Source organism: Paenibacillus sp. FSL R7-0345, assembly GCF_038595055.1.
In the GTDB taxonomy this organism is placed as follows: Bacteria; Bacillota; Bacilli; order Paenibacillales; family Paenibacillaceae; genus Paenibacillus_AQ.
Genome location: NZ_CP152002.1, coordinates 2,022,884 through 2,047,339, shown reverse-complemented (window position 1 = coordinate 2,047,339; position 24,456 = coordinate 2,022,884). Strand labels below are relative to the sequence as shown.

Below are 24,456 nucleotides of genomic sequence, written 5' to 3'. Positions count from 1 at the left end.
ACTTCCTTTACGGAGATATCAGCAGGCGATTGTCTTCTTCATGCTCTTCAAAGATGATACCGTCCTGTTTGTATTTTTTGAGTGTAAAGTTGGTTTTGGTTGAAAGCACCGAATCAATCGGCGAGAGCTTCTCGGATACAAAATTGGCGACCTCGCGGAGGTTACGTCCCTCTACTTCGACCAGCAGATCATACGCACCTGACATCAGATAGACCGATTTAACCTGCGGATACAGATAAATACGCTCAGCTATACCTTCAAAGCCGCGTCCGCGCTCAGGTGTAATCTGCACTTCGATCAGTGCGGTTACCCGCTCGTCGCTCACTTTATCCCAGTTCACGACCGTCGCATATTTGACGATGACGTGATCCTTTTCCATCTGCTCAATCGCTGTCTTGACATCTTCTTCCTCCGCTCCAAGCAGGGTCGCCATCAGCGCCGCAGAGCTCCGGGCGTCCTCCTTGAGCAGTTCCAGCACTTTCCTCTTTAATTCGTCCATTTCCTTCATGCCTTCCCCCCGGATAGTTCGCGTGCCGCCTTGCGTCTTCAGCGCGGCACCAGCGAAAAGAGTTTAATACTAATATTACATGAAAATGTCTGCTCTGCAAACAAAATAACCCCGCAGCAGCTCAACCGCTGATTGTACAGCTTATTCATATTTAGGCTCAGCCATTATCCGCAGCAGCAAAAAAGCCCGTTCAGCCGGGAAACCCGGTGTGAACGGACTGGATACTACCCGGAATCAGCAGCAGCATATGCTGTGCTTCATCTCCTGCTGGGCAGGTTTACATATAGTAAGGGTTATGACTTTGTACATTCGGCTGATGCACCGGTACTCCCGCAGCCTGATTGTATGCTCCGGCGCCCCCAGTTTTCTGCTGCACAAACTGCTGGCATTTGGCCTGCGTCTGATGAGCGGTCTGGATCTGCTTATCCACATCCTGACGCAGCGCTTTTCCCGGTGCAGTGTACATGTTCAGCTGTGACATCTGGTTATACAAATCCCCCTGCAGCCGCAGCGTATCCATGGTCAGGTCATTGAAGACCCGGCGGACTGTCGGACAATTCGACTCCGTTGCAGCGGTCGTATATTCACGAACCGTGCGCTTTAAATCCGCCAGAACAGTATTGAGCAAATCCTCGTCTGCCATAAATGCGGTTCCGTTTTGTGCGTACACTAGCATTACCTCCTGTTGTTTGTTTATAGATTCTCGGCAAAAAAGCAATCACATATCATTATTGCGGCTGTGTCGGTGCATATTGCTGATGCTGCTGCATCAGCTGGATCAGCGAATTCATGTGCTGGCTGTGACTCTGGATCTGCTGTACGCAAATCTGCTGTACCGTCTGGTTCTGGGTTGTACCTGCCGTTGCAGCCAGCTGCTTGATGAGCAGATCTTCATTGGAGATGGAGTCGGCGATGTATTCCAGTTCCTTGCCGCTTAGTGCCTGCATTTGGGTTGAGTGCATTTCGTAATTCCCTCCTTCTTGATGTACAAGCAGTCCTTATTATGCCGTCGCCGCTTACCGTTTATGTAGCTGTTACAACAATATCCTGCAGAATAAAATGGTCCTGCTGCCGTGTATCAGTACAAGCAGGACTGCCAATACTACCCTATCGGAATCTCACTAAGGAGAGAGACATATGAAACTTAACAGCGGAAAGATGCCATGGGAAGCCACTTATACCAGCCATCCGGTATATCCTTCATTGGAGGGAGATATATCCTGCGACTGCCTGATTGTCGGCGGAGGCATGGGCGGTGCCTCGATGGCCTACCGTTTATCGCTCAGCGGTGCTTCAACTGTCCTGATCGAAAAACGGGACATCGCCGGAGGGAGCTCCCACGCCAATACCGGCCTGCTGCAAATCGCCAATGATAAAACACTGACCTCATGCATTAATACATTCGGTGAAGCAAACGGAGTATTGTTTTATAAGCTGTGCCAAGAAGCTCTCGGCAAAATTCTGGAGCTGCCTACAAAGCTCGATATTGATACCCAGATCATCCCGCGCAGCAGCCTGCTCTATGCCAGCACACCGGAAGATGTTGCGCTGCTCCGGCAAGAGCACGAAACGCTGAACGCCCACGGGTTTCACTCGGAATTTTGGGATGAGGACAAGGTCCGGGCCCATTATTCATTCTCCAAACCGGCAGCTCTGTACTCCAAGGGGGATGCTGAAACGAACCCGTTCCGGATGGTCCATAGTCTGATCGACAAGGCGCATTCCGGCGGTGTCCGTATATATGAGCACACCCGGGCCACTCATTATGAGTACCATGCTGACGGGGTTACCTGTTACACCGAGCATGGCCGGATTTTTGCAAAGCATGTAGTCTTTGCTATGGGCTATGAGACGCAGGAGATGAAAAAAGACCGGGGGGCAGAGCTTATCAACACGTATGCCATCAAAACCCGGCCGCTGGCCAAGCTGCCTAAATGGCATGAGCGGAGCCTGCTGTGGGAGACAGCAAGGCCTTATCTGTACTTCCGCACCACTCGTGACAACTGTATTATTGCCGGCGGTAGAGACGAACAGCTTACCGATCCGGAGCGGCGTGAGGTCCGGGTGCTTTCCCAGTGCCAGCAGCTGCTTGAGGAGGTCGAGGCACTGTTTCCGGAGGTTAAAGGTATCGGGGCAGAATATTGCTGGGGGGCTGTATTCGGCACTACCCGGGACGGTCTGCCTTATATGGGCCCGCATCCGGATTATCCGCATTGCTATTTCATTGAAGGCTACGGAGGCAACGGAACGGCCTACAGCATGATTGCAGCTGAGCTGCTGGCTGATACGCTTGCTGGCCGAAACCGCCCGGAGCTGGAGCTGTTCTCGCTCTCCCGTAGCGCGAAGCCGGTGCCGGCTCCTGCTGTAGAGGCGTAGCTGATGCTGGAGGACAGCAGTGTAGTGTATGAAACAACAGCAGCCCCGGCTCATGTGAGCCGGGGCTGCTGCTTGCTGTCTGCCGCTTCTAAGCCGGCAGATGTATATAGCACACCTTATTGCGCCTGCACATACTCGGCAGACTTAATACCGGCCTGACGGCCGAAGATAATAATTTCGGCAACGGAGTTACCGCCAATCCGGTTCTGCCCGTGCAGTCCGCCTGTCACTTCACCGGCAGCATACAGGCCGGCGATCGGCTGGCCATCTTTATTCAGCACTTCGGTGTTCGTGTTGATTTTTACGCCGCCCATGGTGTAGTGGATCCCCGGTGCAATTTTTATCGCATAGAAAGGCCCTGCGGACAGATCATTGTCCATCCCGGTTGTTCTGCCGAACCCGGCATCCTGTTTATTAGCAACCGCAGTGTTCCAGGTGTCTACTGTTGCCTGCAGCTTATCGGCAGGAACCTCCATCGCTTCAGCCAACGCCTGGACCGAGTCGCCCTGGATGACAAAGCCCATTTTTTCATACTGCTCAATGGCTTTGACGCGGGACTTCACGCCGGAATCGAATATCAGATAGGCTGCTTTTTCAGGCAGGCCGTTGATGGCTGCAGTTACTTTATCACGGGTGTCCAGTTCATTGGTGAACCGTGTGCCTTCATTTGAAACTAGAAGACCGCCTTCACCGCGGACCGCTTCGCCGATCAGGTAAGACTTTTCCTGCTGTACAGTCGGGTGAACCTGGATCTGATCCATGTCAACAGTCATCCCGCCCATCGCCAGAATCATTTTGATGCCGTCACCGGTGCTGCCCACCTGATTTGTGGTCACATACCCTTCCAGATCAGGTCTGACTTCAGTAATCATCTCCATATTGGAGCCGAAACCGCCGGTGGTAACAACGACAGCTTTACCTGTAATTGTTTTTTCATCAACCTGGTTAAATAGGACTTTCACGCCGTTAGCCTTCCCGTCCTGCTGTGTAATTTCTTTGACATCAGCGTTAACGAATAACGGAATTCCCTGCTCCTGAACATTCTGTACAAGCCCTTTTACCAGATACTGCCCGATCGCCGAGCCGTCTTCCGGACGATGTGTACGCTTCTCATTCATACCGCCGGTTATGGTGATATTGTTCAGCCGGATACCGATTGAATCCAGCCAGTCAATTGCTGCTGCAGAATTGTCAACGAAGAAACGGAGCATTTCTGTGTCGTTGGTATCGTGCCCGCCTTTCAGGGTCTGCTCATAAAATAAATCGTTGTTGTCCTCGATGCCCTGCTCCTTCTGGAACTTGGTCTCTGATGCGTTCATCCCGGAAGAGGATTTTGTTGTGTTACCTCCGGCTACGGGCATTTTTTCAAAAATAACAGGGCTCAGCCCCTTGGCTTTCGCTTCAAGCGCAGCGGTCATACCGGCACCGCCCGCACCGACAATGATAATGTCGTAGCTCTCTTTTAACTGATCCAGTGGTGTATAGCTCGCTACTGATGCCCCGGATACAGCTTCGGTTGCCTTAGGCGCTTCCGTTGCGCTTGCCGGGCTATTTGTGCTCTTGCTCTCATTTGTGTTATTGCCCGCATTAGTGCTGTTGTTTCCGTTACCGCATCCCGCGATCACCAGAATAACGGAGAGAATAAGAAGTAGTGCGGCTGCTGGTTTCTTTTTCATCTGTAACTTGCCCCCTTGTGCATATTTTCACAATAATCATAGCCTGGGCGGGGGCGTCTTTGGAAGCTTACGTAATTAAAGAAACTGTTTTGTAACTAAAGTAAGTGGATTAACCTTTTGGAATGTCCGGAGCCTATTCAGGTTAAGTATATATTATGAGATAAAGTCCGCAGGGGCTTTTTTTCACAATACCGGGAGGTGCTTGAAATTTGATTGAGCTAGTCGTTGTTTTATTGCTGATCTTCGTTAACGCTTTTTTTGCAGCTTCAGAAATGGCTCTAATCTCACTGAACGACAATAAAATCCGCCTGATGGCACAGGAAGGCAACGCAAAAGCGAAGCTGCTGAAAGAATTGCTTGAGGAACCTAGCCGCTTTCTGGCAACGATTCAGATCGGAATCACCCTTGCCGGGTTTATGGCCAGCGCCTTTGCTGCCGAAAATTTTGCCGGAGACCTGTCTTCCCTGCTCGTATCACTCGGTGTTCCGGTCGCGGCTAACATTCTGGATACCATTTCCCTGATCTTTATCACCCTGATTCTCTCTTACGTCACACTTGTGCTGGGGGAGCTTGTGCCAAAACGGGTAGCCATGAAAAAAGCTGACGGCATCGCCATGTTCGTTGCTGCACCGCTTAATCTGCTGTCTAAAGTGGCCGCTCCTTTTGTGAAATTATTAACCGCTTCAACTAATCTTCTGGTCCGGCTGTTCGGCGTGGATCCTAATGAAAAGGACGAGGAAGTGTCCGAAGAAGAAATCCGGATGATGCTGGACAGCGGGGCCCAAATGGGAACGATTCAGGCGGCGGAGAAGCTGATGATAAACAATATCTTTGATTTTGACAATAAGCAGGTGTCCGATATTATGACGCACCGTACCGATATTGTGGCGCTTTCTGTTCTGGATACACCGGAAGAGGTGGCCCGGACTGCCGAGCAGGAAGGCTACAGCCGTTTTCCGCTGTATGACAGCCATATTGATAATATTGTAGGCATTCTGCACAGCAAGGACCTGATCCGGTTTGTGAGCGGGGGCAGCGGCGGTTCATGGAATCTGCGCGAATTGGCCCGCCGGCCGTACTTTGTCCCAACTTCGAAAAAGACGCATGAGCTGTTTGAGGAGCTGCAGCAGAACCGGGTGCATTTTGCCGTAGTGGTGGATGAATATGGCGGGACCGCCGGAATCGTGACGATGGAGGATCTGCTCGAGGAGATTGTCGGTAATATTTATGATGAATATGACGAGCACGAGGAGGAGTACACACAGCTTGACGATCACTCTTACTTATTCAACGGAACCATGAGCCTCCGTGAGGTGCAGCAGGTGCTAACCGCCAAATTGCCGGTGGAACACTACGATACGGTCAGCGGCTTTGTAATCGGCCAGATCGGCCGGATTCCTTCTTCCCAGGAGAAGCCGGAATTTGTCTATGGCAGGTACACCTTTGCCGTTCAGGAGGTAGGCCAGCGGTGGATCCGCAAAATCAAGGTCACTCTGACTCAAGTGACGGGTTGAGTAGTTGTGCGGGGTTACTCAGGCGCGGTACCGGGGAGCTAAGCGGTGCTAGGGGGATTTTTCCCACTAATGCGCCTGTTCGAGCCACTTTGGAGTTTAAAAAAGGACCCCAAGGGTCCTTTTTGGCTTTCACAGTATTCATAGCTTTCACAGCACCTTTACCGGTTGCCGCCGCTGATGCCGCTGACATATTTACTTATGATTTCATCTCCCGCAGGGGTGACTGTGTACATATAGACCGGTCGGCCTACCGCGCCGTAGCTGATCTCCATCCCCAGGACCCCGGCCTCTTTGAGAAAAGCCAGATATTTGCGGACTGAGATCCGCGATATGGGAGCACCTGCAGTGATATCCTCCGTGGAGAAAAGGGGGCTGTCCAGCTGCCGGATGATGCTCCAGATACTCTCCAGTGTTGCTTCAGTCAGACCCTTGGGCAGCGGCAAGGCAGCCGCCTTGTCCTCATCCCCCGCCCCGGAATGCCGCAGCAGCTTGTCGAGCTGCTCCTGGCTCAGCGGCTCCTCCTGCTTCATCAGGGCATAATAATCTTCCTTATACGCAGTCAGCGCTGCATGGAACCGGGCGAATTCGAACGGTTTGATCAGGTAGTCGACGGCTCCATGCTGCAGCGCCTTGCGGATACTGGCATTGTCGCTGGCGGCAGAGATAATAATAATGTCGGCTGTGCTGCCTTGTTCACGCAAGGAGGACAGCAGCTGCAAGCCGTTCGTTCCGGGCATATAGATGTCAAGCAGCACCAGATCAATCTCCTGCTCTGCCAGCACTCCGGCCGCCTCTGTGCCTGTGCTTACCCAGCCCGCAAACTCAAAGCCCTCCACCTGCTCCAGATAATGACGGTTGAATTTGGCCACCATCGGGTCATCCTCAACAATCAGCACTTTTATATTCATAAGATCTCCTCATCCTTTACAGCATACGGCACTTCTACGGTAAAAGCAGTTCCCGTTCCCTCTGTTTCCTCCACTCCATGGGAAATGACCGTAAGCCTGCCTTCCAGCTTTTCTACGCTTTTGCGCACCAGATAAAGGCCGAATCCGCGCCCTTCCCCTTTAGTGGAAAAGCCCTGGCCATACATCTGCTGCTGCAGCCGCTCCGGTATGCCTGGCCCGTTATCCTGAACCGTGCAGCGCAGAGTCCCCTGCTCATAATAAATAGCAAGTTTAATCTTTCTGGCCGCCTGTCCTTCCAGCGCATCCATCGCATTGTCCAGCAGGTTGCCGGCAATTGTAATCAGCTCATGGATCGTCTGCGGATCAGCAGCCTCCGGCAGGTAGCTGTCTCCGGCCAGTACAAGCTCCGTTCCGGTTTCCCGCGCCCTGCTGAGCTTGCCCAGCAGAAATCCGGCCATGACCGGGTCTTTGATCTGACGGGCGATGGAGCCGATCTCGTTCTGGTAATTGCCGACCGTCCCTGAAATATACTGCTGCAGCTCATCGTACAGGCCCATATGCGTCATCCCCATAATGACATGCAGCTTGTTCATAAACTCATGTGCACCTGCCCGCAGCGCATCCGCATAAACCGCGATGCCTGACAGGCGTTCCGCCAGCACAACCAGCTCGGTTTTGTCGCGGAAGGTAGCGATCGCCCCGGCCGTCTCACCGTTCACCCGGATCGGCACCCGGCTGACCAGCAATGTGATGCCGTTGAGCTCAAGCTCCTGATCCTGCCAGGCTTCCCCGCTTATCAGCACCTGCTCCAGCCTGAGCTCCGGCCAGTACCCGCTGATCTTCCGGGTCATGCCGTTGCCGGCAATCCCCGCTCTAAACAGCAGCCTTTCAGCTTCTACATTAACCATCGTAATAATACCCTTCTCGTCCACTGCAATAATGCCTTCGCGTATGGATTGCAGCATGGCGCTGCGCTCCTGAAGCAGCTGTGTAATATCGGCTGGCTCCATGCCGAAGATCATACGCTTAATCTTCAGCCCGAGAATGAAAGCTCCGCCAGCCCCAAGCAGCGCACCGGACAGCAGGATGGCAATGAGTGTCCATTCATTTTGTCTCACCAGCTTCTGCACCCGTTCCATCGAGAGCCCGACAACGATAACGCCTACCTGATGCCCCTGGCCTGCATACACAGGGACAAAAGCACGCAGGGAACGCCCCAGCATACCCTCCCCCTCCGAGATGCTCTCCTCACCACGCAGAGCGGCTTGCTGGCCGCCCCCGGCAAACGGTTTGCCAATTAGCGCAGCATCGGGGTGTGAATAACGGATACTGTTCATATCGATAACAACTACAAACATAATATCATTGCGGCGGGTGATTTTGGAGGTATAGGCCTGGATCTCCTTGCTGCTGCCCGAGCTTAAACCATCTGATACAAGCGGGATCAGGGCAATGGTGCGGGCGATCGCATATGCTTTGTCCTCCAGTGCATGCCTCGTCTGCGGAATGATCTGATTCCGAAAAATAAAATAAAGCACCAGCAGCACGAGCAGCACAACCGCCGATACCATAACAGCAACTTTGGTTCTTAAACCGATCCCTTTTTTTCTGGCCATATCATCATAAGTCCTCTCCGGCAGGTCCTGCTCCCATTATGGCATATTGCCGGCCTCTCTGCGCTGAAGCCTGCGGCGGAGTACAAGCCAGCTTCCCAGCGGAGCCGCTCCCAGCGCCAGCATTAGAATAATAATAACCAGCGTAGAGCTGCTGACTGACAGCACGCCAATGAAGACAAGCATACCCAGCAGCCGTCCGCTCATCAGGCTAAGCTCACGAAGCACGACCCATTCAACCCGTTTACTGGCACTTTCCGCCGATTCACCCATCAGATCAAAGCTGATTGAAGTCATCGGCAGCATATATAGAGGAATGCAAAGGGAGGTGCCGATCCCCATAAGCAGCAGTGTGCCGTAGCTAAGCTTCCAGAGCAGCGGGATAATCACAGCTACCAGCAGAATTCCGCCTATCAGCATGCCTGAGGAACGGTAGCGAGGCTTAAACCATTTTCCGGCTGCATAATAGCTGACGAGCGATACCGCTGAAGTAATCAGAGCGAACTGTCCGAGCTTGCTCTCCGTCTGCGCCGCAATGTACACCAGCAGCCCAATGAGAAAGGAGAATACGCCTTCCCGTATGCCCTGAAACAGCAAGGCCCCGGCAACCGGACGCCAGCCGCTGCCGCTGCGCCGCAGCTCCCTCCACGGCTCCAGCCACAAATAAGCTCCTTCGCTTTTGCGTTTCTTCAGGAAGAAGCTCAGCACAGCTGCAGCTGCATAGATACTGAGCGAGACAATGAACACCACCCGGTATCCGCGCTGGCCCTCCAGTCTGGAGATCAGCCAGCCGGATAGAAAAGGGCCGACAATCCCGGTCAGTGAACCAAGCAGTCCCATCCAGCCGTTGTAATGATCGCGGTTCCGGGCATCTGTAATTTCGAAATAGATAATATTATAGGCCAGCCAGAATAGACCGATGGATACGCCCAGCGTCAGGCCGAGCGGCCAGATATAGCTTGCGGCATTTTCCCCGATCCACAGCACCAGCAAATAAAAAATGCCCGAAACGGCAATTCCCAGCCGCAGGGCATTCATTTTGTAATGTTCTTTTACCCATTTGCCGGCCAGCCAGAAGCTGAGGCCCACCGCCACCTGCTGACTGAACGCAAACCAGCCGATCATGCTGTAATCCTGCCGGGCTTTCCACAAATACACATTCAAAAAAGTACCTGCCAGCACACTGGCCAGCAGATACAATCCGTTCACCGCAAGCAGCAGAGCCGCCTGGTTTTCCGGTGTTTTTTTCAATGTAACGCCCTCCTGCCATCTGGATTCTGTAACCAATCCGTTTTAGCTTGTCCGGAAGGAGGACAGATTATGAACCGCGCCTGTTATTTACCGCTGCTCAGGTTGCGGACAAACTGAATCCGGTCTTCCTGCGCCAGGCTCTGCTGTACATGGAAACACGAAGGACACACATACATATTCAGCGAAAATGGTGCTTTTAGCACAGAACCTGTCAACGCTTCGGAAGCGGCAGGCTCAAAGCTGGTTACCTGCTGCTTGCCCGCCAGAACCAGCAGTTCATGACACTGCGGGCATTCCGGTGCTTCCAGCTGTGCAGCCAAAACCGCAGCCACACTCTGCTCATATTGCTGCAGGTCATAATCTTCACCGAACTGGCTAAGCGTATTATAGATTGGAACTACGCTTTCTTTGTCATCATCATCCCACAGATTATCGTTGCTGATCTCATCTTCCGGCTCCGCTTCTTCCACGGCATCCGGCTCTTCATCCTCAAGATCATCCACGCCTACAGTAATCGTGCGGTAGCCGCTAAGCTCATTATTACAGTGGGGACAGGTCTCTTCAGGGCCGAACTCCTCATCCCAGACAATTTCGGTGTGACACCACGGGCATACAGTTGTTTCCATCATCACAATCTCCTTCTTACCTCACATATAAAAAATCAGTTAATTACCAGATATAGAATACCGGCGGCTAAAAAAGCTGCAGCAGAGATAAACAGCACCCGGATCAGAATTTTCATCAGTTCTACTCCTAAGTCAGTATATCGCGGCGCCGATCACATAGGACAGCGAGACCGAGATCAGCAATGCTGTAAACCCGACAGCCCGGTTATCCGCGGCAATTTCATCATCAATGGAAAATACAGGAGTCAGAAACTCGAACAGGAAATAAGCGAGCAGCAGCAGTAAAAATCCGACCAGCGACCATTTCATCGTCTCGTAAATCGAGGCTCCCGCCTGAATGCTGAAGCGCAGAATGTTACAGATCCCGAATATTTTGCCGCCGGTGGCCATCGCCACTGCCAGATTCCCCTTGCGGATTTCTTCCCAGCAGTTATACTTGGTCACCATTTCAAAGAAGGACAGGAAGACTACCAGACCCAGAATGGCTACAGTGAAATAACCGAGCAGCGCGCCCAGCGGATGATCCAGCAAAAGATCAATATTCCCTTGCATAATACCCCTCTTTCTGCCGGGCTTCCCCGCTACTCAAGCTCGGCTACGGTTACACCCGCGCCGCCTTCGTTGTAATTTCCAAGCCGGTAGCTTTTGACATGTCTATGCTTGCGCAGATACTCCTGGATACCGGTCCGCAGTACGCCGGTCCCCTTACCGTGGATAATATAAATCTGTCCAAGATTGCCCAGGAAGGCCTCATCAATAAAACGGTCTGTCTCCATGATCGCTTCCTCAAGGTTGGCACCGCGCAGATCCAGCTCACTGCGGATATTCTCATCACGTGTACGCTTGACGGTCGTGGCCTTGCGCAGAGCAGGTGCAGGCTGATCCGGTGCAGAAGCCAGGAACTCAAGATCACTCACATTGACCTTCATTTTCATGATCCCGAACTGGACAACCGCCTCTTTGGATCCGCTCAGCTCAACGATATAACCCTTCTGGTTCACGCTCGGCAGCTTTACCTCATCACCCGGCTGCAGCGGACGCGGTGCCTTGGTGGTGCGGGTAACCGCCTTCTTGCGCGGTGCCGGCTCCGCTTCATCCAGGCGGCGGCGCGCTTCGATCAGCTTATGCTCCTTGACGGAAGCCCCTTCCTCCATGGCCAGCCGGCGCAGGTCGCTGATAATCTCTTCGGCTTCCTTGCGCGCCTTGTCGAGAATCGCGCTGGCATCCTTCTCAGCCTTCTCCAGCCGCTTGTCGCGCTGGCTTTCCAGCTTCTCCAGCTCAAGCTGCTGCCGCTTGCGGAATTCCTCGGCTTCGCGGCGGCTGATCTCAGCCCGTTCGCGCTCCTGTTCTGCTGTAAGCCGGTTCTCTTCCAGGGAAGCAATCATATGCTCGACGCGCATATCCTCTTCCTTCACTTCACCGCGGGCATGCTCCAGAATAGCACCAGGCAGGCCAAGCCGTTCAGCAATTGCAAAAGCGTTGCTTCGTCCCGGCACACCGATCAGCAGCCGGTAGGTCGGGCTTAGGGTCTGTACATCAAATTCCATACTGGCGTTAATGACGCCTTTGCGTTCATAAGCGTAAGCCTTCAGCTCGCTGTAGTGCGTTGTAGCAATCATCCGGCATTCCGTACGGTGAATATGCTCCAGTATGGCGATGGCCAGTGCAGAGCCTTCTGCCGGGTCTGTTCCGGCACCAACCTCATCCAACAGAATAAGACTCTTGGGAGTCATCCGCTTCAGAATGGAGACAATATTGGTCATATGGCTGGAAAAGGTACTGAGGCTCTGCTCAATGCTCTGCTCATCCCCGATGTCCGCATAGATGGCATCAAAGACACACATCTGGCTGCCTTCCTCTGCCGGAATGAACAAGCCTGACATCGACATCAGGCTGAGGAGCCCGACTGTCTTCAAGGTAACGGTCTTACCGCCGGTATTGGGACCGGTCACGATAATCGAGCTGTACTGATTGCCCAGCTCAACATCGAGCGGCACTACGTGCTCCGCAGGAATCAGCGGATGGCGGCCTTTGCGCAGCTTGATATAACCACGGTCATTCATCCGCGGCTGGGTTGCCTTCATTTCCCGGGCAATCCGCGCTTTGGCAAAAATAAAGTCCAGCTGGCCGAGGATATCGATATCGTAAGCCATCTCCTCGGCAATGCTGCCAACCATATCAGTCAGCCTGTGGAGAATGATTTCAATTTCCCGCTCCTCGCGCAGCCGGGTCTCACGCAGCTTGTTGTTCATCGCTACAATCGATTCCGGCTCGATGAACAGCGTAGCCCCTGAACCGGACTGGTCATGCACAATTCCGCCGAAATGCGAGCGGTATTCCGCTTTGACCGGAATGACGAACCGGTCACCGCGGATCGTCACAAGCTGGTCCTGGAGCATCTTGGCTACAGAAGACGAACGGATCATGGAATCGAGCTTCTCACGGATCCGCGCTTCACCGCCCCGCAGCTCCCGGCGGATATTAGCCAGCTCCGGGCTTGCCGAATCAAGTACATTCGCGTCCTCATCGATGCAGGCACGGATGGCATCCTCTACATGCTTCTGCTCGGAGAGCAGATCGCTCAGGGCAAAGAGCATATTGATTTTCTCATCCTCGTGCATGGCAGCCAGGAACCGCTTGACCCTGCGTGCCCCGCCGATGGTATTGCCTACGGAGAGCAGCTCGGACGTTCCGAGCATTCCTCCAATTGATGCGCGCTTCAGTGCAGGCCGGATATCACTCACTCCGCCGAAGGATGGAATCCCCTTGAGCCGGTCCACATTAACCGCCTCGTCCGTGGCCTGAAGCAGATTTTTCACCCCTTCAAAATCACCGGAAGGCTTCAGCTCTTCTGCTGCATGCTTCCCCATCGGGGTCTGCGTATATTGCATCAATTTATTTAAAATCTTGCGATATTCAAGCGTATGCAAAATTTTGTCGTCCAATTACAGTCACAGCTCCCTTCATAGATGTTTACATTATACCTAATTCGGCCCATTTGCGCTATTTGGGGCATAGAAAAGCCGGTCCAAGGCTACAATAACAACTGCACATATCCTTATGCGAAGGCCAAAGGAGGTTTATCCAGTGAGATTTTTAGGTCATGTAGTCCGTTTCGTGGTGGCAGCCCTCGTGCTGCTCGTTGTCGGCTGGATTGTACCGCAGTTTACGGTTGGCGGGTTCTGGAGCGCACTGATTCTGGCTCTGGTTATCGCACTGCTCGGCTGGGTGGTTGAAGGGATTTTCGGCAAAAAAGCAACCCCGTTCGGCCGCGGGATCGTCGGCTTTCTGGTTAGCGCGCTGGTCATCTGGATCGCCCAGTTCATTGTGAGCGGAGTCAGTGTTACTATTCTCGGCGCCCTGCTGGCAGCACTGGTCATCGGGATCATTGATTTGTTCCTGCCCGTATCCACTCCGTTCGAAGCCGGCAAATAAGCTCGGCCCGCCTGCGGTATGCAGACAACGAAACCCCCTATCTCCGGCTTAATCCGGATACAGGGGGTTAATTGTATTGATTTCAGGCATAAACTGTACCTTCCCTGGTCGAATGGGAGGCTGTGATGACTGCGTTTTTGCCGCCATGCTTGGCTGCGTACAAAGCGTTATCCGTTTTACGGAACAGCAGCTCTTTACCGTCGCCCAGCTGATAATCGCACAATCCGATACTGACGGTAATCGGCTTCCCTCCGGCATACGGATGCTCCATCCGGCTGATCGCCAGACGCATCTCCTCAACAGCTGCATACGCCTCGTGAAAATTTTTGTCGGTGAAAATAACCGCGAACTCCTCCCCGCCATATCTGGCAGCAAAATCGTTCAGTCCGATCATTCCCTTCACCTTAGCCGCGACCTCCTTCAGCACAAGATCACCGACCCAGTGGCCGTAAGTATCATTTACACGCTTGAAATTATCGATATCAAATAAGGCCAGCTGCAGCTGCAGACCGTTGCTTTCACACTGCTCGAGCAGTGAATCAAGGTATTCGTGAAAGGTTTTATGATTATACAGGCCGGTCAGCGCATCAATTTTGAGCAGCTTGTCCGAAATAGCCCGTTCTACCATCAGCTCCTGCTCCGACTTGGTCAGCTGCTCCAGATGGTCACGGACCTCACGCGCGCGGATAATAACCATGCGGCCCATGACCACAAAGACGACAAACACACACTCCACCATGAAAAATTCCAGCAGCGGTTTATCCAGCAATATACGTTCCAGTCCGAAGTATACAACAGCATAGAAAACAATACTGAACAGCCCCAGATAATGCAGAAGCTTCTGGTGAAAGTAGATCAGTGCGATCATAATCGGCATCATCAGCGTCATTTGTGCACCATCCACAAACGGCTCCAGCACAAAATACATTAAATAGGAGACGATAAACCCGCAGCCGACTACAACCTGTTTGTGATATTGAACGGCAGTACGCAGCCACATTTCAGCCAGCACCATCGCGATAACAATCATAATATTGCAGGCAATGAATAAATGTCCTTTGCCCGGCAGGATGGCCGACTTTACCTCAGGCATATGGTTGGATAACACAAACACCAGCTGGGCTGCCAGCATCACCAGCACCAGGGCCCAGTACCCGTTTAATATTCTGCGGTGCCACAAATCCGCAGTCTCATTATCAATAGCGATATTAATGTAGATCCCCTACTTCTAACCGATATATAATAGCTTTTATTATAATGAATTTAAATTATCTTTGCACCAATTATTTGCAAAATTCGACAAACAACGACGTTTCTCTGCCACCCAACATTTTTTCAAAGTTTATGAAAGACTTCCAGCAAAAAGTAAGCTATGCTATGGAAGAATTATACTCTGAGGAGGATGTCCATGTTCAAAAAACAGGCCTTATTGCTGTCCATTCTCTGCCTTCTCCTGCTATCCGCCTGCACCAGCGGGAAGGAGAACTCCTCCGCCTCCGGCGGATCAGCCGACAACGCTATTGCTGCGGAAGAAGAGATTACGATTACGGCAACAAACTACAGCTTTGACCAGGAAGAATATCATCTGAAGAAGGGAGTGCCGGTTAAAATCATTTTCAAAAATGAAAGCGGCAACCATGGTATACTCGTACCTGAGCTGGAATTGCGCCTGGACGCAAAAACCTCCTCACAGGTCATTATCCCCGAAGAAGCGGGTACGTATGAGATGACCTGTGCGATCATGTGCGGCTCCGGCCACAGCGGCATGAGTGCTAAGGTGATAGTAGAGTAATAGAGTTAACGGATGAAGTCTATGCGGTGGAAATCTGCAGACAGCTTATGGCTCTGAATTATGCTTTTCTTGAAAATAAATACAATTGGATTTTCGGCACTTATTTCCGTCTTATCTCATCCTTTATAAAGATTATTTGGAAAATCGACATCTAATGTTGGCCGGTCATCCGTCTAAGCGTGAAAACCGTAAAACTAAGTGTCGTTTTTCCACCTATATCTCATTTTCTAGTTAGTTCCACTACAAATAGATGACGAATTTCCACTTAGCATACCCTCTAGTTCCAACATTCCCCTGGAATCAATCCGAACTGGCCTGCTCACATGTATGATTGGGAGCTGCCGCATAAAGTTGGACCATAAGTAATCGAGTAGGAGGCTGCTCATTAACTGAGCAGCCGACCTCTCACACCACCGTACGTACCGTTCGGTATACGGCGGTTCAACCGCTTAAGTGCAATTTTCGTAAATGCTCGTACTGTGCCGGGAAGTCATAATACCCGGCCTGTGCGAGCTTTTCATTTGTTATCGTACGGGACAGTACCGGGCTTCCGGCTACTCGCCAGTAACCCAGGCGGGAGTTCCCCCATTGGTAGGCCTGCCACTCCGGTATTCCCAGTTTCCGTAGGTTTTGTACCTTTGTTTTGGGCTTTTTCCACTGCTTCCAGATATACATCCGCAGTCTTCTACGCAGCCATTGACTCCAGCTTTGCAAAATTCGCTTTATATCGGCTACATAAAAGTAGCCAATCCAGCCGCGAATGTAGACTTTCACCTTCTCCATCACTTCCCTGACCTTCCTGCCCTGACTGCGACTCGTCAGTTCTTTCAATTTTTTCTTTGCTTTGGCGAGAGATTGACTATGGGCCCGGATATATGCCCCATCCCTGTTCTTCCCCAAGGCAAAGCCAAGAAACTTGAAATGCTTCCGCGCCACTACGCTCACGACCTTACTCTTCTCCGTGTTCATCTGGAGTTTTAGTTTGTTCTCCAGGTACTTCCGGCAGGATTCCAGAAGCCGCGTCGCTGCCCGTTTGCTTTTCGCTAGTACCACGATGTCATCTGCATACCGAATCACGTTCACTCCACGGCTGTTCATTTCCTGGTCGAATTCATTCAGGTAAATATTCGCAAGCAGTGGAGATAAGGGGCCTCCTTGCGGAGAACCTTCCTCTGTTTTGCTATGCACCCCGTTCTCCATAACTCCACTTTTCAGATACTTCTTAATCAGCTCGGTTACACGGTGATCCGGGATTTGCTTACGTAGCAGATTCATTAGCAGTTCATGGTTCAGGGTGTCAAAATATTTAGAGAGGTCGATTTCGACTGCGTGGCTATAGCCTTGCTGTGCGTAATCTTTCACCTTGCGGATGGCTTGCTGCGCACTCCGCCCGGGGCGGTAGCCGTAACTTCCGTCTGCGAAGAGCGGCTCAAACAAGGGCTGTAGCTGCTGGGCAATCGCCTGTTGAATCACGCGGTCTATCACCGTAGGGATGCCAAGCTTCCGCACTCCACTTCCATCTGGTTTGGGGATTTCTTTGCGCCGTACCGGGCTAGGCTTGTACCGGCCCTCCCGGATGCTTTGCAAAAGCTCGTCCTTGTGTTCCTGCAGCCAGGGCAGCGCCTCTTCGACGGTCATTCCGTCGATTCCTGGCGCGCCATGGTTGCGTCTGACCTGCTTGTAGGCTCTGTTCAGATTATCTCTGTCCAGAATCTGCTCGAGCAGGTCCATTGCACCGCCTCTTTCTCTACGTTCCCGAATGCCGGCACTCCGCACTCCCGCATACTCTTCGCGTTCCACGCTATCCCTTTGCGGGCAGCCCTTTCGGTATTCTGCTTTCATCGCGCCAGCTCTCCTTCCGGTCTGTACTCGAGACTTACGATTGTTCGGCCCTTCCCGCGAGAAAAAAAAAAAAAGTTTCCCGGTACTATGGCTTCTGCTGACTTCTCACAGCAAGCTTTACTCCGTCGTTCGGATTTTTTTTTTCCTACCGGACGTCTGTGAGACCTCCCCGGGTAAGAGCGATAACCTTCCCCTCATCTATCTGCCACATTTACATGCTGGGATTCGGGCAGTATTGGACTTCGCTTTATGTAGCAAGCTCGTCCGTCCCAGTATGCCTTCTATGTGATTTCTGTTCGTCAGACCGAGGGTTTGCCTCCGGCTTCCTTCAGATTCCGCCTCGCGGCGGACACCCTTGCCTTTGGCTAACAGTTCCTACTGCCAAGCCTGTAGCGGACTTTCACCGCCTAGTTATCGCCCATGCCGGGCGCACTACAAAAGCGGATGCCGCCCGTAAGGGACAGCATCCGCTTTGCCTTGCATCCGTTATTCAACTATCCTGTTCGATCAGTTGAATCCATTCATTATATTCATTCTGCAGCTTGGCATATTCCGCCTGGAGCTCGCGGTGTTCCTTGGCTATTTTCTCAAGTTCACCTTCGCGAACCTCGGACTGGGCCTGCATCAGCCGCAGCTGGCCCTGGGCCAGTTCGAAATTCTCACCGATTTCGCTCAGCTGCTGCTGCACTTCGCGCTGGGCTTCACTTAACGCTTTGGCCTGCGCCTCTGCTTCTCCGGCTTCCTGCTGCCAGATTTCAATCTCCTCTCGGAGCGCGGCTTCCGCACCGCTCCACTGCACTTCCCGCTGCTGCAGCTCGTCATACCGCTGCTTCCAGGAAGCCTCAGTCTCGCGGGCTTCACGGATAATTTCCTGCTGCTCGGCTACCGCCGCCGCAGCTTCACGCGCTGCCTCGGACAGCTCTTCCAGACGCCGTGCAGATTCCTCGGCTTCTGCCTCCAGCAGGCCGTATCTTTCCTCCAGCTGTTCCTTATCCTGCAGCAGCTCATCATACTGTGCGATCATATCCTCGTAGCGGCTGCGCAGTGCTTCCAGCTGCTTGCGCACCTCCGCCGACTCTTCACGCTGTGCAGCGGATTCAAGCTCGGCTTCAGCCCGCAGACCAGATTCGCGTTCCAGCTTCTGATGCATTTCTCCAGCTTGATTGCGCAGAGCTTCAATCTCGCGCTGCAGCGAATCTGCTTTATCTTCTGCTTCCAGCAGGCTCATTTCAAGCTCACCGATATCTGCCGCATGCTTGCCGGCAAGCTCCTGCCAGTTTCGGGCTTCGGCTTGCGTCCGGGTAAGCTCATCCTCTATGCTGCCGAGACTTGCTCTTGCTTCCTCAAGTCCGCTGCGCAGTCCGGCCGATTCGTTCGCCGCTTGTTCATAGCGTTCACGCAGTCCGGCCAGCTCTTGTTCGGCCTGCTCGTGACGCTTGTGCAGCTCTTCCAGCTCGTCGTTCAGCAGCGTGTTCAGCTCTGTTGAAGACTGCAGCTCTCTGCGTTCACCGCTGAGTTCCGCTTCTTTCTCCTGCAGCAGACTCCTCAGCTCGGTGGCTTCTTTACCTGCCTGTTCATAGCGCTCACGCAGCCCTGCCAGCTCTTGTTCGGCCTGCTCGTGACGCTTGTGCAGCTCTTCCAGCTCGTCATTCAGCAGCGTGTTAAGCTCTGTGGATGACTGCAGCTCATTCTGCAGCGCACTGAGCGCTGCTTCTTTTTGCTGTACCACGTTCCGCAGCTCAGCGGCTTCCTGACCTGCCTGCTCATAGCGCTCACGCAGCCCTGCCAGCTCTTGTTCAGCCTGCTCATGGCGCTGGCGCTGCTCTTCAAGCTCGTCATTCAGCAGCGTGTTAAGCTCTGCGGACGACTGTAGCTTTCTGCGTTCCTCACTAAGTTCTGCTTCCTTCTCCTGCAGCAGACTCCGCAGCTCAGCGGCTTCCTTGCCTGCCTGCTCATAGTGCTCACGCAGCCCTGCCGAATCTTGTTCAGCTTGTTCATGACGCTGACGCAGCTCTTCAAGCTCGTCATTCAGCAGCGTGTTAAGCTCTGCGGACGACTGTAGCTCTCTGCGTTCCTCACTAAGTTCCGCTTCCTTATCCTGCAGCAGACTTCGCAGCTCAGCGGCTTCCTGACCTGCCTGCTCATAGCGCTCACGCAGCCCTGCCAGCTCTTGTTCAGCCTGCTCATGGCGCTGGCGCTGCTCTTCCAGCTCGTCATTCAGCAGCGTGTTAAGCTCTGCGGACGACTGTAGCTCTCTGCGTTCCTCACTAAGTTCCGCTTCCTTATCCTGCAGCAGACTCCGCAGCTCAGCGGCTTCCTTGCCTGCCTGCTCATAGCGCTCACGCAGCCCTGCCGAATCTTGTTCAGCTTGTTCATGACGCTGACGCAGCTCTTCAAGCTCGTCATTCAGCAGCGTGTTAAGCTCTGCGGACGACTGTAGCTCTCTGCGTTCCTCACTAAGTTCCGCTTCCTTATCCTGCAGCAGACTTCGCAGCTCAGCGGCTTCCTGACCTGCCTGCTCATAGCGCTCACGCAGCCCTGCCAGCTCTTGTTCAGCCTGCTCATGGCGCTGGCGCTGCTCTTCCAGCTCGTCATTCAGCAGCGTGTTAAGCTCTGCGGACGACTGTAGCTCTCTGCGTTCCTCACTAAGTTCCGCTTCCTTATCCTGCAGCAGACTCCGCAGCTCAGCGGCTTCCTTGCCTGCCTGCTCATAGCGCTCACGCAGCCCTGCCGAATCTTGTTCAGCTTGTTCATGACGCTGACGCAGCTCTTCGAGCTCTGCATTGACCAGCTCAGTAAGCTCCGCTGCCGACTTCAGTTCTTCCCCGGTGCGGCTGAGACGTTCCTCCGCTTCCTGCAGGGCGTCCCTGAGTCCGGCGGCATCGTTCTGTGTCTCATCGTAACGCTGGCGTAACTCTTCCAGCTGACCGTTCAGCAGCACAATCTGCTCAGAGGATACCCGCTGCTGCTCAGCAAGCTGTTCTTCCCGGATCTTCGCTGCCTCATACTCAGCCTGAAGACTCTGCCGGGAATCGCGCTCAGTCTTAAGCCCTGCTTCAGCTGCACGCAGCCGTGACTGAAGCTGTCCTGTACCTCCGCGCAGCTCATTAAGCTGCTTGTCCAGCTCCTGAAGCTGCTGCTTGTGACGCTGCTCCTGCGTACCCTGGGACTGCCGGAGCTCCTTGTTCTTAGCTTGTTCTTTCTGAAGTGCTTCCCGTTCCTCACCCAGCTCTTTCTCAAGCGCTGCCTTGGTATCTGCAAGCTCCTTGCTGAGCACGGTGCGGATTTCCACCACTTCACCGCCAAGCGATTCCCGGGTCTGTGCCAGCTCCTGCTCCAAGAGAGACAGCGTTTCCGCTTTCTCCTGCAGCAGTGTCTCACGGAGATTCTCCAGCTCGCCGGCATGCGCTGACCTCAATTCATCCAGCTGCTGCAGGCGTGCCTCATCAAGCGCCGCCAGCTCCTGCCTGTGGGTATCCCGGTTCACGGCCTGCTCCTGCTCATAGGCATTCCGCAGCTCCTGCAGCTCTGCTTCACGGGCCTGCAGTTCACCGGCAAGACCCTCCCGGGCAGCTGCCGCCGCCTGCTCAGCCTGCTGGAGCTGCTCCGCATGGGCCTTGCGCTCCTGCTCCTGGATATCCAGGTGACGCTTGCGTTCCTCTTCAGCTTCCGCTACCAGCCGGGCGGCTTCCGCCTTGGCTGATTCACTGAGCCGTTCATATTCTTCCTGCCGTTCACGCTGGACTTCCAGGAGGCGTGAGACTTCCACCCTCAGCTCCGAGCGTTCACCGGTCAGCATATTGAGTTCATTTTTGAAATCCTGAACCTGGATGGCCTGCTCTGCCATATGTACGGCTGCAAGCACCGCGATCCGCGGGGTATCCAGTCTGGAATGGGATTTAGAAATGGCATGCATGTGCTCGTCCACATAACGGGCCACTTGTTTCATATATTCGCTGCTGCTTCCGACTAATTTATAGGAAGTTCCATATATCTCCACGGCGACACGGGTCCGGTCCATAGCCACAGTTGTGCCCTCCTTTGTATGTGTGCGGATTCTAAGCTGATTGTCCTGCACCTATTGTATCGTTATTCCTGAACATTTGGCAAAACAAACGGCTTACTGGATAGATTCTACCGGTCCCCGCACTGTTGTTTTAATAGATCAGTATAGGAAAAGCCGCGCGAATCCCGGTTTCTAATTGGATTCGCTGCGGCTCTGCACAATTCCTGCTACTTTCTTAATTCTGCACCAAAAGTTTGCTGAAGCGCGGAAACAACCTTATCGTGCACTTCCGTTACTTCCTCATCCGTCAGTGTATGCTCGGTATGACGGTAGAGCAGCGAGATAGCCACGCTCTTCTTGCCGGCCTCCATTTTGCCGCCGGTATAGACGTCGAATACCTGAACATTCTGCAGCAGGGTGCCTCCGTTTTCGCGGATCGCTGCCAGCAGATAGCCTGCCGGAACAGCCTCATCAACGACAACTGCGATATCCCGCTCCATCCCCGGGAAGCGCTGCAGTTCACTGTACTGCAGATTAGTCCGTGCATTGTCATACAGCGGCTGCAGCAGCAGTTCAGCCACATAGGTATCCTCAAGATCAAGCCTCCGCTGAAGCTCCGGATGAAGCTGGCCCATTGTGCCGATCAGGGTGCGGCCTGTTCCTTCAAGCAGATAAATGGAAGCGGAACGGCCCGGATGATAATCCTGCGGTGCATCGCCTTCATACACAATACGTCCGGTGAGTCCAAGGTAAGCAATTACGCTTTCCAGTGCTCCCTTAAGATCGAAGAAATCAACAGGTTCAGCAGGGATATTCCACTGTTTGGCTGCACGGGTTCCGCTCAGCAGCAGCCCCAGCACCGGCAGCTCACGCGGCTGGCGGGTAAGCTGCTCCTCGTCGGTGAAGAATACATTCCCGATTTCGAACAGTGCCAGATCACTCTGCCGGCGGTTTGTATTATAGAGGGCAATATCCAGCAGCTGCGGCAGCAGGCTGGTGCGCAGCACACTGCGCTCCTCGCTCATCGGCATTGCCAGCTTCACGGACAGGCTGCCTTCAGAGAATGCAGGGAACAGCTTGCTCTGCTCCGGCTGGATGAAGGAATAACCCATTACTTCCTGATAGCCGCCAAGGGCAAGCATGCGGCGCAGTTCACGGCGTACGGATTGCTTGTGTGTCAGCGCACCCGGCGTTGTAACGCCTTCGATCAAGGTCGTCGGGATGTTATCGTAGCCGTATAACCGGGCCACTTCTTCAATCAGATCCACATCGTAGCTGATATCTCCGCGCCGGGTAGGGACCTGCACTTCAATCAGCCCTTGCGCAGCATCGCCGCACTTGAAGCTCAGGCGTCCGAACAGTGTCTTCACTTCCAGCAGCGAAAGCTCAGTGCCCAGATAGTCATTCAGCTTCTCAAGTGAAAGCATCAGAATCTTCTCTTCAGCGGAATCACTGCCTGCCTGCACAATGCCCTCATGCACTGCGCCGCCTGCATAACGGGCGATCAGGGCTGCGGCACGGTTTAATGCCGGAATGACAGCCTTCGGATCAACCTGCTTCTCGAAGCGCAGGGAGGCTTCCGAGCGCAGACCGAGCTGGCGTGAGGTTTTGCGTACGGTGCCGCCCTCGAATCTGGCCGACTCCAGTACGATGTTTACGGTCGTGTCCGTAACTTCAGTGTCCAGTCCGCCCATTACACCTGCCAACGCTACCGATTTGGCGCCATCAGCGATAACCAGCATTTGCGGCTCCAGCTTACGCTCCTGTCCGTCAAGTGTTGTCAGTACTTCGCCTTCACGGGCGAAGCGTACTCCAAGCACACCGCCTTCCACTTTATCTCCGTCAAAGGCGTGCAGCGGCTGGCCGTATTCCAGCATTACGTAATTTGTAATGTCAACGATGTTGTTGATCGGGCGCACTCCAGCAGCCATCAGGCGGTTCTGAATCCACAGCGGCGATGGAGCAGGCTTCACTCCGGAGATATAACGTACCGCATAATGGCTGCAGAATTCCTCGTTTTCGATTTGAACAGAAATGGAGTCGGAGGCTTTTCCCCCGGCTTCGACCAGTTCAGCAGCAGGATCAGGCAGCTTCAGGTCGCGTCCGAGAATGGCGCTTACTTCATACGCTGCACCAATCATGCTGAGACAGTCGGAACGGTTCGGTGTGAGGTCGAATTCGAGAATCTCGTCGTTCAGTCCGAGTACTTTGAGGATATCCTGGCCTACTTCCGTGTTCTCCGGCAGCACAAGGATGCCTTCCTGCTGCTCTTTCGGCAGCAGCTTGTCGTTCAGGCCCAGCTCTTTAGCCGAGCAGATCATGCCCTGGGACAGGACGCCGCGCAGCTTCGCTTTTTTAATGTCCAGGCCAGGCAGCTTGGCGCCAACGAGGGCAACCGGAACCTTCTGGCCGGCGGCCACATTTTTCGCTCCGCAGACGATCTGCAGATCCTCGCCTTGGCCGGCATCAACGATACATACGTTCAGCTTGTCGGCATCCGGGTGCTTTTCTTTGGATTTGACATATCCGGTTACAATGCCGGACAGTCCTTTGTTGCGGCGCTCCACGCCGTCAATCTCAATGCCTGCGGTCGTGATTTTGTCCGCCAGCTCTTCAGCGGTTACTCCCTCTAACGATATATAATCGGTCAGCCATCCGGTTGATACTTTCATGTCCGCTCACTTCCTTTTGTTTCAGATGTATTTATCTACGTGCCGGGTTTGCTTGCTGATGATAAAAGACTGCGTATGGAGCTCTGCCCCCACTTCAAAATTCCTGTTAAAGTGTCGCTCCAAGGAATGTTTGGACTTCCGGCCGCTGTTGTCTGCAGATTTCCTGATTGAACCGCTGTACGCGGTAGAAATCCGCAGACAAAGGCGGATGCTACCGCTCCTCCAGTTCCAAAATTC

Annotated in this window: 18 protein-coding genes; 4 read left to right on the top strand and 14 right to left on the bottom strand. The window is 53.4% G+C overall.

Annotated elements, in window-relative coordinates; all coding sequences use genetic code 11:
* Positions 1 to 7: 7 nt before the first annotated feature.
* From NST84_RS08525 to NST84_RS08515, 3 genes are all read right to left on the bottom strand, one after another.
* Positions 8 to 508: an Lrp/AsnC family transcriptional regulator gene (locus tag NST84_RS08525; RefSeq protein ID WP_039871479.1), complete on the bottom strand. Its 501-nt coding sequence runs from the start codon at positions 506 to 508 to the stop codon at positions 8 to 10.
* Between the two features lie 277 nt (positions 509 to 785).
* The gene (locus tag NST84_RS08520) at positions 786 to 1,178 is read right to left on the bottom strand and encodes a spore coat protein (protein WP_342565167.1); all 393 of its coding nucleotides are present in this window, start codon (positions 1,176 to 1,178) and stop codon (positions 786 to 788) included.
* Between the two features lie 58 nt (positions 1,179 to 1,236).
* Entirely contained in the window at positions 1,237 to 1,470 is a 234-nt protein-coding gene (locus NST84_RS08515; RefSeq protein ID WP_342565166.1) for a hypothetical protein, read from the bottom strand.
* Positions 1,471 to 1,645: 175 nt separating this feature from the next.
* On the opposite strand from NST84_RS08515, the gene NST84_RS08510 reads away from it, so the two are divergent.
* Positions 1,646 to 2,884 (top strand): FAD-dependent oxidoreductase, encoded by a 1,239-nt coding sequence (locus tag NST84_RS08510; protein WP_342565165.1) that lies wholly within the window; start codon positions 1,646 to 1,648, stop codon positions 2,882 to 2,884.
* A 116-nt stretch (positions 2,885 to 3,000) separates the two neighbouring features.
* On the opposite strand, the gene NST84_RS08505 is transcribed toward NST84_RS08510, so the two are convergent.
* Positions 3,001 to 4,560: a flavocytochrome c gene (locus NST84_RS08505; protein ID WP_342565164.1), complete on the bottom strand. Its 1,560-nt coding sequence runs from the start codon at positions 4,558 to 4,560 to the stop codon at positions 3,001 to 3,003.
* A 209-nt stretch (positions 4,561 to 4,769) separates the two neighbouring features.
* Here NST84_RS08505 and NST84_RS08500 point away from each other — a divergent pair, with 209 nt between their 5' ends.
* Positions 4,770 to 6,074 (top strand): hemolysin family protein, encoded by a 1,305-nt coding sequence (locus tag NST84_RS08500; protein ID WP_342565163.1) that lies wholly within the window; start codon positions 4,770 to 4,772, stop codon positions 6,072 to 6,074.
* A gap of 158 nt (positions 6,075 to 6,232) precedes the next feature.
* Here the strand turns inward: NST84_RS08500 and NST84_RS08495 are convergent, their stop codons facing one another.
* From NST84_RS08495 to NST84_RS08470, 6 genes are all read right to left on the bottom strand, one after another.
* Positions 6,233 to 6,982 (bottom strand): response regulator, encoded by a 750-nt coding sequence (locus NST84_RS08495; protein WP_342565162.1) that lies wholly within the window; start codon positions 6,980 to 6,982, stop codon positions 6,233 to 6,235.
* The gene (gene dcuS / locus NST84_RS08490) at positions 6,979 to 8,598 is read right to left on the bottom strand and encodes a DcuS/MalK family sensor histidine kinase (protein WP_342565161.1); all 1,620 of its coding nucleotides are present in this window, start codon (positions 8,596 to 8,598) and stop codon (positions 6,979 to 6,981) included. Before dcuS ends, NST84_RS08495 begins: the two co-directional genes overlap by 4 nt.
* Positions 8,599 to 8,634: 36 nt before the next feature.
* A complete protein-coding gene (locus NST84_RS08485) occupies positions 8,635 to 9,846 on the bottom strand; it encodes an MFS transporter (protein WP_342565160.1) in 1,212 nt (403 codons plus the stop codon).
* Between the two features lie 83 nt (positions 9,847 to 9,929).
* Complete coding sequence (locus NST84_RS08480) at positions 9,930 to 10,472, bottom strand: hypothetical protein (RefSeq protein ID WP_342565159.1); 543 nt, start codon at positions 10,470 to 10,472, stop codon at positions 9,930 to 9,932.
* A gap of 132 nt (positions 10,473 to 10,604) precedes the next feature.
* Positions 10,605 to 11,024 carry a DUF350 domain-containing protein gene (locus NST84_RS08475; protein WP_342565158.1) on the bottom strand — a complete coding sequence of 140 codons (420 nt, stop codon included), beginning with the start codon at positions 11,022 to 11,024 and terminating at the stop codon, positions 10,605 to 10,607.
* Positions 11,025 to 11,053: 29 nt separating this feature from the next.
* Entirely contained in the window at positions 11,054 to 13,417 is a 2,364-nt protein-coding gene (locus tag NST84_RS08470) for an endonuclease MutS2 (RefSeq protein ID WP_342565157.1), read from the bottom strand.
* 142 nt (positions 13,418 to 13,559) lie between these two features.
* On the opposite strand from NST84_RS08470, the gene NST84_RS08465 reads away from it, so the two are divergent.
* Positions 13,560 to 13,907 (top strand): phage holin family protein, encoded by a 348-nt coding sequence (locus tag NST84_RS08465; protein ID WP_342565156.1) that lies wholly within the window; start codon positions 13,560 to 13,562, stop codon positions 13,905 to 13,907.
* Between the two features lie 82 nt (positions 13,908 to 13,989).
* Here NST84_RS08465 and NST84_RS08460 read toward each other — a convergent pair whose 3' ends face one another.
* Positions 13,990 to 15,087: a GGDEF domain-containing protein gene (locus NST84_RS08460; protein WP_342565155.1), complete on the bottom strand. Its 1,098-nt coding sequence runs from the start codon at positions 15,085 to 15,087 to the stop codon at positions 13,990 to 13,992.
* A 228-nt stretch (positions 15,088 to 15,315) separates the two neighbouring features.
* Between NST84_RS08460 and NST84_RS08455 the strand changes: the two genes are divergently transcribed.
* Positions 15,316 to 15,699 carry a cupredoxin domain-containing protein gene (locus tag NST84_RS08455; protein ID WP_342565154.1) on the top strand — a complete coding sequence of 128 codons (384 nt, stop codon included), beginning with the start codon at positions 15,316 to 15,318 and terminating at the stop codon, positions 15,697 to 15,699.
* Between the two features lie 441 nt (positions 15,700 to 16,140).
* Here the strand turns inward: NST84_RS08455 and ltrA are convergent, their stop codons facing one another.
* The 3 genes from ltrA to pheT form a co-directional block, all read right to left on the bottom strand.
* Positions 16,141 to 17,541 carry a group II intron reverse transcriptase/maturase gene (ltrA, locus tag NST84_RS08450; RefSeq protein ID WP_342561760.1) on the bottom strand — a complete coding sequence of 467 codons (1,401 nt, stop codon included), beginning with the start codon at positions 17,539 to 17,541 and terminating at the stop codon, positions 16,141 to 16,143.
* A gap of 490 nt (positions 17,542 to 18,031) precedes the next feature.
* Positions 18,032 to 21,562, bottom strand: coding sequence for a cell division protein ZapA (gene zapA / locus NST84_RS08445; RefSeq protein ID WP_342566379.1), 3,531 nt, complete (start codon positions 21,560 to 21,562; stop codon positions 18,032 to 18,034).
* 212 nt (positions 21,563 to 21,774) lie between these two features.
* On the bottom strand, positions 21,775 to 24,219 hold the full coding sequence (pheT, locus tag NST84_RS08440) for a phenylalanine--tRNA ligase subunit beta (RefSeq protein WP_342565153.1): 2,445 nt from the start codon (positions 24,217 to 24,219) through the stop codon (positions 21,775 to 21,777).
* Positions 24,220 to 24,456: the final 237 nt, after the last annotated feature.

Bases quoted from the DNA above. Each gene is read 5' to 3' on its own strand.
- NST84_RS08525 (WP_039871479.1), bottom strand. From the start codon at position 508: ATGAAGGAAATGGACGAATTAAAGAGGAAAGTGCTGGAACTGCTCAAG.
- NST84_RS08515 (WP_342565166.1), bottom strand. From the start codon at position 1,470: ATGCACTCAACCCAAATGCAGGCACTAAGCGGCAAGGAACTGGAATAC.
- NST84_RS08510 (WP_342565165.1), top strand. From the start codon at position 1,646: ATGAAACTTAACAGCGGAAAGATGCCATGGGAAGCCACTTATACCAGC.
- NST84_RS08505 (WP_342565164.1), bottom strand. From the start codon at position 4,560: ATGAAAAAGAAACCAGCAGCCGCACTACTTCTTATTCTCTCCGTTATT.
- NST84_RS08495 (WP_342565162.1), bottom strand. From the start codon at position 6,982: ATGAATATAAAAGTGCTGATTGTTGAGGATGACCCGATGGTGGCCAAA.
- dcuS (WP_342565161.1), bottom strand. From the start codon at position 8,598: ATGGCCAGAAAAAAAGGGATCGGTTTAAGAACCAAAGTTGCTGTTATG.
- NST84_RS08480 (WP_342565159.1), bottom strand. From the start codon at position 10,472: ATGGAAACAACTGTATGCCCGTGGTGTCACACCGAAATTGTCTGGGAT.
- NST84_RS08475 (WP_342565158.1), bottom strand. From the start codon at position 11,024: ATGCAAGGGAATATTGATCTTTTGCTGGATCATCCGCTGGGCGCGCTG.
- NST84_RS08455 (WP_342565154.1), top strand. From the start codon at position 15,316: ATGTTCAAAAAACAGGCCTTATTGCTGTCCATTCTCTGCCTTCTCCTG.
- ltrA (WP_342561760.1), bottom strand. From the start codon at position 17,541: ATGAAAGCAGAATACCGAAAGGGCTGCCCGCAAAGGGATAGCGTGGAA.
- zapA (WP_342566379.1), bottom strand. From the start codon at position 21,562: ATGGACCGGACCCGTGTCGCCGTGGAGATATATGGAACTTCCTATAAA.
- pheT (WP_342565153.1), bottom strand. From the start codon at position 24,219: ATGAAAGTATCAACCGGATGGCTGACCGATTATATATCGTTAGAGGGA.